Origin of the sequence: Amycolatopsis kentuckyensis, from assembly GCF_002155975.1 — a bacterium.
Taxonomy (GTDB): Bacteria; Actinomycetota; Actinomycetes; order Mycobacteriales; family Pseudonocardiaceae; genus Amycolatopsis; species Amycolatopsis kentuckyensis.
Map to the genome: position 1 here is coordinate 23,178 of NZ_MUMI01000055.1, position 6,950 is coordinate 30,127.

At 69.8% G+C, this 6,950-nt stretch carries 9 protein-coding genes; 4 read left to right on the plus strand and 5 right to left on the minus strand.

The window, feature by feature from the left end; genetic code table 11:
* The 3 genes from CCN39_RS05745 to CCN39_RS05755 are packed head-to-tail and all read right to left on the minus strand — an operon-like array spanning window position 1 to window position 2,153.
* On the minus strand, window positions 1-1,266 hold the full coding sequence (locus tag CCN39_RS05745) for a hypothetical protein (protein ID WP_086839066.1): 1,266 nt from the start codon (window positions 1,264-1,266) through the stop codon (window positions 1-3).
* Entirely contained in the window at window positions 1,263-1,598 is a 336-nt protein-coding gene (locus tag CCN39_RS05750; RefSeq protein ID WP_086839067.1) for a hypothetical protein, read from the minus strand. Before CCN39_RS05750 ends, CCN39_RS05745 begins: the two co-directional genes overlap by 4 nt.
* 12 nt (window positions 1,599-1,610) lie before the next feature.
* A complete protein-coding gene (locus CCN39_RS05755; protein ID WP_244210632.1) occupies window positions 1,611-2,153 on the minus strand; it encodes a YbaB/EbfC family nucleoid-associated protein in 543 nt (180 codons plus the stop codon).
* Between the two features lie 95 nt (window positions 2,154-2,248).
* Here CCN39_RS05755 and map point away from each other — a divergent pair, with 95 nt between their 5' ends.
* Window positions 2,249-3,013: a type I methionyl aminopeptidase gene (gene map / locus CCN39_RS05760; protein ID WP_086839071.1), complete on the plus strand. Its 765-nt coding sequence runs from the start codon at window positions 2,249-2,251 to the stop codon at window positions 3,011-3,013.
* Window positions 3,014-3,022: 9 nt separating this feature from the next.
* A complete protein-coding gene (locus tag CCN39_RS05765; protein ID WP_086839073.1) occupies window positions 3,023-3,535 on the plus strand; it encodes a GNAT family N-acetyltransferase in 513 nt (170 codons plus the stop codon).
* Here CCN39_RS05765 and CCN39_RS05770 read toward each other — a convergent pair.
* A complete protein-coding gene (locus tag CCN39_RS05770) occupies window positions 3,532-4,410 on the minus strand; it encodes a hypothetical protein (RefSeq protein ID WP_086839075.1) in 879 nt (292 codons plus the stop codon). The genes CCN39_RS05765 and CCN39_RS05770 overlap by 4 nt on opposite strands.
* Before the next feature lie 153 nt (window positions 4,411-4,563).
* Here CCN39_RS05770 and CCN39_RS05775 point away from each other — a divergent pair, with 153 nt between their 5' ends.
* Both CCN39_RS05775 and CCN39_RS05780 read left to right on the plus strand, forming a co-directional pair.
* Window positions 4,564-5,406, plus strand: a complete 843-nt coding sequence (locus CCN39_RS05775) for an SDR family oxidoreductase (protein ID WP_086839077.1) — start codon at window positions 4,564-4,566, stop codon at window positions 5,404-5,406.
* A gap of 112 nt (window positions 5,407-5,518) precedes the next feature.
* Entirely contained in the window at window positions 5,519-6,574 is a 1,056-nt protein-coding gene (locus tag CCN39_RS05780) for an alpha/beta hydrolase (RefSeq protein WP_086839079.1), read from the plus strand.
* Between the two features lie 43 nt (window positions 6,575-6,617).
* Here CCN39_RS05780 and CCN39_RS05785 read toward each other — a convergent pair.
* A partial coding sequence (locus CCN39_RS05785; protein WP_143263958.1) for an acyl-CoA dehydrogenase family protein occupies window positions 6,618-6,950 on the minus strand: 333 nt, incomplete at its 5' end.

Below are 6,950 nucleotides of genomic sequence, written 5' to 3' on the forward strand. Positions count from 1 at the left end.
TCAGGGCTGCTGCTGCTTCTTGTCCTCCTCGGCCCACGCGGCTTCCGCCTGCATCTGGATGTCGGTGAGCCCCCGGTCGACCTGCACGATGCTCTTGCCCGCCCAGCCGGCGAAGTTCTTCGAGCTCTTGGCGTCGGAGAGCGCCTTCAGCATCGGGTAGTAGTCCGGGTGGTTCTTCTTGATCCAGTCGTCGGCGAACTTCATCTTCTGGTAGCTGTCGCCGAACTTGGTCTTCAGCCAGTCCTCGTGCTTCTTGATCATCGGGAAGTCGTGCTCGCTCAGGTGCGACTTCGGCGGCGGCGGCTTCGGCGGGTCCGCGGGCTTCGGCAGCGGCCGCGAGAAGTTCGGCACGGTGCCGTCGCCCGGCGGCCGGGTGCTCGGCGTGGCGCCCCCGGTCCCCGGCACGTCGTGGGTGACCGCGGTGCCCGGCGGCGGCGGGAGCGGCCGCGAGAAGTTGGGCACGGTGTTCCCGCTCGGCCGCGGCACGTTCGTCAGCTCGTGGCCCGCGTTCGGCTTCGGCTTGACCAGCTTCGACAGGTGGGTGAGCCGGGCCAGCGTCCGCCCGGCGTAGGCGACGACCTTGGCGAGCTTGGCCGCCATCGCCGCCACCTGCACCGAGACCTGCACGACGATCTTGCTGACACCGACGGCGATCGAGGCGCCGAAGGTGAACGCGGCCATCGCCAGGGCGATCAGCATCGTGGAGATGATGTCACCGAGGATCGTCGTGATGATGTCGCGCAGCAGCGAGCGGACCGCGGCGATCAGCGCCCCGGTGGTCTCGACCATGTAGCCGGCGACGTCGGACGCCTTCGCGTTCGCGTCGATCCAGCCCTTGCGGTCGTTGATCGACTTCTCGAAGCTGTCGTGGCCCTTGCCCTGCCACTGCGTGATCGTCGACTTGAGCGTCTCGTCGAGCTCGGTGCCGGTGTTGCGCAGCGACTCGCCGATCTTGTGGAGCTCGTTGGCGAGCTTGGTGACCTCGGCCGGGTTGCCCGCGACCTGGTCCAGCGGCCACTTCAGGAACGACACGTGCTCGATCAGCCAGCCCAGGCCCGCGGCGATCAGCTTCGCCAGCGGGTCCATGACGAACGCGACGGTGTCGAGCGCGGCACTGATGACGTTGACGCCCAGCTCGACGCTGACGGCCGCGAGGTCGCCGCCGTGTTCGGTCCGGACCTTGCCGATCGAGTCGCCGACCTGCTTCCAGCTGTCGAAGACGCCGGCGCCGGTCGTGGAGTTCGACGCCGTGATGGGAACGGTCACTTGCCCAGCTCCGTTTCGAAGGTGCGCAGGCCCTGAGCCGTGTTCGCGTCGTGGGTCGCGTAGGTCTCGGCGGCCTTCTTCACGTCGGCGGCGGACTGGCCGATGTCCCCGGCGAGCTTGCCGATCTCGCCGGTGATCACCGCCATGGTGATCCGCGAGGGCACGGCGAGCACCTGCGCGAGCAGGATGCCGAACGCGGCGTTGTCGAACCCGTTGGCGGCCTGCATCCGGTGCGCGGCGTCCTGCACCGCCGGCTGCGTGGTGCCCGACAGGAACTGACCGAACTTCTGCAGCTCGGCCGGGTCGACCGAGAAACCTGCTCCGGAAACCACGGTTTTCCTCTCCTACCAGGGGTTGCTTTCGCCGTCGTCCTCGTCGGGCTCGGGCCGGGGACGGCGGCGCGGCTGACCGCGCTGCGGCTGCGGCGGGCTCGGCGGTGGCCGGTGCGGTGGCTCCTCGGCGGGCTGCCGCGGCGCGCCCTGGTCCGGTTCCGGCTCCGGCAGGAACTCCCCGAGCAGTTCGCGCGCGCCCGAGTTCTCGCCGACCATGCCGCCGAACGCCTCGGCGACCTCCGCCGAGACCTTCTGCTGCGCCCGGCCGATCAGCTGCATCACCACGCCGGCCAGGGCTTGCGGGGGACGGTCGTAGGCACGGGGACCGAACCGGAGGTCCTGCAGCACGCCGCTCGGGCCGAGCGTCACCGACACCGCGCCGTCCGGGGACTGCACGCTGGCGGTGGCGGATCGGAGCTTTTCCTGTGCGGCTGCGGCTTTTGCCCGGATTTCCTCGAGTTCAACGGTGAACGCGGCCAGCGGATCGCCGCCGGGCGGCACTGACTGGGTCAATTTGTCCTCGTCGCCGAAGAGGTGGTGAACGAGAGAAGTCAATCAGCGCTCGTTGAACTCCGGATGACACCGACAGAGCCGCCGGCTGAACGCGCCCGAGGCTGGACACCGATAACTATACCGGTATAGTTATCGTCATGGTCGAGATCAAAACGGAGTCCGAGCTGGCGATGATGCGCGAAGCCGGCCGGGTGGTGGCGAACACGCTGGCAGCGGTCAAGGAGGCCGCCGCGATCGGCGTCTCCCTGCGGGAACTGGACGACGTCGCCGCCCACGTCATCAGCGAAGCCGGCGCGAAGCCGTCGTTCCTGCACTACCAGCCGCGGTCCGCGCCGACGCCCTACCCGAACGTCCTCTGCGCCAGCGTCAACGACGTCGTCGTGCACGGGATCCCAACGGCGTACCGCATCCAGGACGGTGACCTCGTCAGCATCGACTGCGGCGCGATCCTCGACGGCTGGAACGGTGACGCGGCGATCAGCTTCGTCGTCGGCAACGCCGATCCCGCCGACCTCGCGCTCATCGAGGCCACCGAGCGGGCGCTGCAGGCGGGGATCGCCGCCGCGCAGCCCGGCGCGAAGCTCGGGGACATCTCGTACGCCATCGGCGTCGCCGGGCGCGCGCACGGCCACGGCATGCTCGAGGACCACGGCGGCCACGGCATCGGCCGCGCGATGCACGAGGACCCGCACCTGCCGAACGAAGGTCGCGCGGGCCGCGGAATGCGGCTCCAGCCGGGGCTCGCGCTGGCGATCGAGCCGATGCTCACCCGCGGAGGCGACGAATACCGCTACGCCGCGGACGGCTGGTCGATCCTGACCGCCGACGGCAGCCGCGCCGCGCACGTCGAGCACACCATCGCGATCACCGAAGACGGCCCGCGCGTGCTCACCGTGCGGTAGACAAGGGGGATGGACAACACCGTCATCCGATCGGGTGATTCTGGGGATGCGGACACGCTGCTGCGCTTCTTCGACGAAGCCGTCGAATGGCTGGTCGCCCGCGGCAGTGCGAAGCAGTGGGGGACCGAGCCGTGGAGCCGCGTCCCGAAGCGCGTCGAGCGGGTCAAGGGCATGGCCGCGGACCCGGGCCTGCGCATCGCGATGGTCGAGGGCGAGCCCGCCGGCGCGCTGATCGTCTCGGAGGAGCACGACGAGCACGTGCCCGCGGTCGACGAGCGCGAGCTGTACATCCGGCTGCTCATCACGTCGCGGCGGTTCACCGGGCAGCGCGTCGGCGGGCGCCTCGTCGAGTACGCCCTCGACGAGGCCCGGCGGCGCGGCATCGACCTGGTGCGCGTCGACTGCTGGGCCGGCGGTGACGGCGACCTGCAGCGGTACTACGAGAGCCAGGGGTTCCGGCCGACGGTCCGGTTCAACGTCGGCGAGTGGGTCGGCCAGGTGCTCGAACAGCGGCTGGGTTAGCAGACCCGGAACCGGGCGGTCATCCCGTGCAGGGCGAGGGGCCGGCCGTCGGGGCCCGGTTCGAAGCTGATCAGTGTGTAGGTGCCCGGCCGCAGCGCCACCAGGGACATGACGTCGGAGCCGTTGTCCTGGCCGATGGTGGCGACCTGGTCCGGCGTCAGCTTGCCGCCGAGCAGGTCCTCGGCGGTCGCGCCTTCGGGCAGCCGGAACAGGATCGCCTCGTGGCGTTGCGCGCCGGTCTGGTGGAAGCGCAGTACCACCTTGCCGTGCGGCGCGCGCACGCTCGTCGTGGCGGGCCGGTAGAAGTAGTCGCCGACCTCGACGTCGAGGGGGACCGCGTTCGCCGGCACAGGAGACTCCAGCGGTTCGAGCTTGTTGACCTTCAGGTGGCCGTCGGTGTCCGGCCACCAGTACCAGCGTTCGTGGACGAGCTTGTGGCCGTAGGCGAGGTAGGTGCCTTCGGTGCTGAAGCTGCCGTCCGGGTAGGCGATGACGTCGAGGGTGCGCATCCGGTCGATGCGCAGGCCGCCGAGCACCCTGGGCACTTTCGCGTAGCTGTCCTGGTGCATGAACGTGGTGATGAAGTGCACGGTGAACAGCGTGGCCGCCGGGTTGGCGGCGAGGTCGTCCGGCTTGGCGGGGTCGCCGGCGTTGACGCAGGCGACGAAGTTGCCGACGCCGGCGCGAACCCGCCTGGCCGTGGCCGGGTCCGCCGGGCGACCCGGTCCGGACGGCGCCGCGGCCGTCGCGGGATCCACCGTCCAGGCGCCCGGTGCCGGAGCCGTGCAGGTCGTCGTCGCGGCGGCCACACCCGGCACCACCGCCGCGGCCGAGATCCCCAGTGCCGTTGCCGCGAACAGGTGAGACAAACGCATGTCCGTGCTCCTTTGCGGTTCGGATGTCGCCAGGCTAGGAACGGCGGACACGTCGTCGCTTCGGGAATCTCCCTGAATCGTCCCCGGGGAGTGGCGCCGGCTCGCTTCAGGGGCGACACTGTTGACGCGGTGCCAACAGACGAAGGAGTCGCCATGGAACTCGCCGGCAAGGTCGTCGTCATCACCGGTGGTGGGCAGGGGATCGGCGCGGCGACCGCGTCGGCGCTGGCCCGCCTCGGCGCGAAGGTGGTGATCGGCGACCTCGACCAGGTCCGGGCCGAGAAGACCGCCGGCGAGCTGGGGGCCGACGCGCTGCCGCTGGACGTCACCGACATCCGTGGGTTCACCGGGTTCCTCGACGAGGTCGAACGCCGCCACGGCCGCATCGACGTGCTGATCAACAACGCCGGCATCATGCCGCTCGGCGACCTCGAGACGGAGACCGACGCGACGACCCGGCGTCAGCTGGAGATCAACCTGCACGCCGTCATCCACGGCACGCGCGAAGCGGTGAAGCGGATGCGGCCGCGGCGGTCCGGGCACATCGTCAACGTCGCCTCGTTCGCGGGCAAGGCCGGCTTCCCGGGTGCGGCGACCTACTGCGCCACCAAGCACGCTGTCGTCGGGCTGTCCGAGGCGGTGCACCTGGAACTGCACGGCAGCGGCGTGCACGTCTCGTGCGTGATGCCGGGCATCGTGCGGACGGAGCTCGCGAGCGGGCTCGCCGAGGCGAAGATGTTCAAGTCCGTGCGGCCGGAAGATGTGGCCGACGCCATCGTATCCGCGCTGCGCAAGCCTCGTTTCGACGTTTTCGTGCCCCGCTCGCTGGGCACTATGGGCAAGCTCACGCGGCTGCTGCCGCGGCGGGCGGGCGAGGCGTTCGCGCGGGCGTTGAAGGCGGACCGGCTTTTGGCTTCAGCAGCCCATTCCCCGGCCCGCGCGGCCTACGAAGCACGGGCCGCGGACAGCGGGCCCGGGGTAACTCGGACGGACTAGCGACTGTCCGAATTGGACGTGCTTGCGGGGTGCTTGCGGGTGTGCCGATGTTGAGTCCGCCCGCCCGGCCCGGCAAGATTGCCTCCGGATCGGCTTTTGGAGGCTCGAGAAAATGGTTTCACCACCCGCACGGCTGGCCGCCGCGGCGTCGAACGTGGTCGGCAAGGTGCTGCACGGCGGCGTCGCCGACCTGCGCCCGATGCCCCGGGTGCTGATCGACCAGGGACCCAACCGCTCGCTGTACCGGATGACGCACAGCGGCGGCACGGTGTCCGGCCCCCCGATCCTGCTGGTCCCGCCCCTGGCGGCGCCGGCGATCTGCTTCGACCTGCGCCGCGGCTGCAGCCTCATCGAGCACCTGGTCCAAGGCGGCCGCAACACCTACCTCGTCGACTACGGCATGGTGGCGTTCTCGGACCGCCGCCTGGGCATCGAGCACTGGATCGACGAGGTCCTCCCGCGCGCGATCCGGCGCGTGAGTCTTGATGCGGGCGGTCAGCCGGTGCACCTGGTGTCGTGGTCGCTGGGCGGGATCTTCTCGCTGCTGGTGAACGCCGACCGCCCGGACCTCCCGATCGCATCGATCACGGCGATCGGCTCGCCGGTGGACTTCACGGCCATCCCGATCGTGGCGCCGTTCCGCCCCCTGGTGGACCTGACCGGTGGACACCTGCTGACCCCCATCTACCGCGCGTTCGGCGGCGCACCGTCCTATTTGGTCAGCAGGGTGTTCCGCGCGACGGGCATCAGCAAGGAAATCACGAAGCCGCTGGCCATCCTGTCCCACCTCGACGACCGCGACTACCTGGCCCAGATCGAGGCGGTCGACCACTTCATGAGCAACATGTACGCGTACCCGGGCCGCACGTTCGGCCAGCTGTACCACCGCCTGTTCCGCACGAACGACCTGGCGGAGGGCAAGGTGGACCTGAACGGCCGGATCATCTCCCTGTCCTCGGTCCGAGTGCCGACAATGGTGGTGGCGGGCGAGAACGACACAATCGCGCCCCGGCCGTCGGTCGAGCGGGTGGTGGAGCTGCTGGACAAGGCGCCGGAGGTTCGTTTCAAGACCGCGCCGGGCGGCCATTTGGGCGTGCTGACCGGGCGCAAGGCCCGGGGGACGACGTGGCGTTACCTGGACGAGTTCCTGGACGACCAGATTTCTTGAGCAGTTCGAAGGGCCGCCCCTTGGTTGAGGGGCGGCCCTTCGGTTACTTCAGCTCGGCGCTCGACTTCCCGAGGATCCTGCGGGCGACGATCAGCTGCTGGATCTGCTGCGTCCCCTCGAAGATGTCCAAAATCTTCGCGTCCCGAGCCCACTTCTCCAACAGCGACTCCTCGCTGTACGCCCCGGTCAGCTCGACGCACTTCAGCGCGATCTCCACCACCGAACGCCCCGCCTTGGCCTTCGCCATCGACGCCTGCAGTGAGTTCGGCTGGCGGTTGTCCGCCATCCACGCCGACTCCAACGTCAGCAAGTACGCCGACTCGTAGTCCGCCTCCAGGCGGAGGAACTCCGCCGCCGCCGCGTGCTGGCTGTTCGC

Bases quoted from the DNA above. Each gene is read 5' to 3' on its own strand.
- CCN39_RS05775 (WP_086839077.1), top strand. From the start codon at position 4,564: ATGGAACTCGCCGGCAAGGTCGTCGTCATCACCGGTGGTGGGCAGGGG.
- map (WP_086839071.1), top strand. From the start codon at position 2,249: ATGGTCGAGATCAAAACGGAGTCCGAGCTGGCGATGATGCGCGAAGCC.
- CCN39_RS05780 (WP_086839079.1), top strand. From the start codon at position 5,519: ATGGTTTCACCACCCGCACGGCTGGCCGCCGCGGCGTCGAACGTGGTC.
- CCN39_RS05770 (WP_086839075.1), bottom strand. From the start codon at position 4,410: ATGCGTTTGTCTCACCTGTTCGCGGCAACGGCACTGGGGATCTCGGCC.
- CCN39_RS05765 (WP_086839073.1), top strand. From the start codon at position 3,023: ATGGACAACACCGTCATCCGATCGGGTGATTCTGGGGATGCGGACACG.